Origin of the sequence: Nocardioides humilatus (assembly GCF_008373755.1) — a bacterium.
Classification (GTDB): domain Bacteria; phylum Actinomycetota; class Actinomycetes; order Propionibacteriales; family Nocardioidaceae; genus Nocardioides; species Nocardioides humilatus.
Map to the genome: position 1 here is coordinate 1 of NZ_VUJV01000219.1, position 293 is coordinate 293.

1 protein-coding gene is annotated in these 293 nt (G+C 45.4%); it reads right to left on the bottom strand.

Annotation, left to right across the window (positions count from 1 at the left end; genetic code table 11):
* Positions 1-293 (bottom strand): 50S ribosomal protein L5 (gene rplE / locus F0U44_RS24510; RefSeq protein ID WP_223163840.1); only part of this gene is annotated, 293 nt, incomplete at both ends.

Genomic DNA, 293 nt, shown 5'->3' on the forward strand with positions numbered 1-293 from the left:
CCCTCTCAAGGATTTCTTCTGCTTTAGCTCCTCGGACTGTACAATGGACAGCAATCTTTTCATTACGACGGATACCAAAAGACCGCACTGTATACCTAGCCTTGGGAAATACAGGCTGTTGTCTTGTGAGTTGCTCCAACACCTTGGCGGCACGAGTCAGCCTGTCACCGGATTCACCAACACAGATGTTCAAGCAAAGCTTTCTGATATGAAGATTCCGCATTACATTTTTAGAATTATCCTTCGGAACCTTCTTCTCCTTTTTATCTTTCTTCAACGCAGGCGGTGGTACA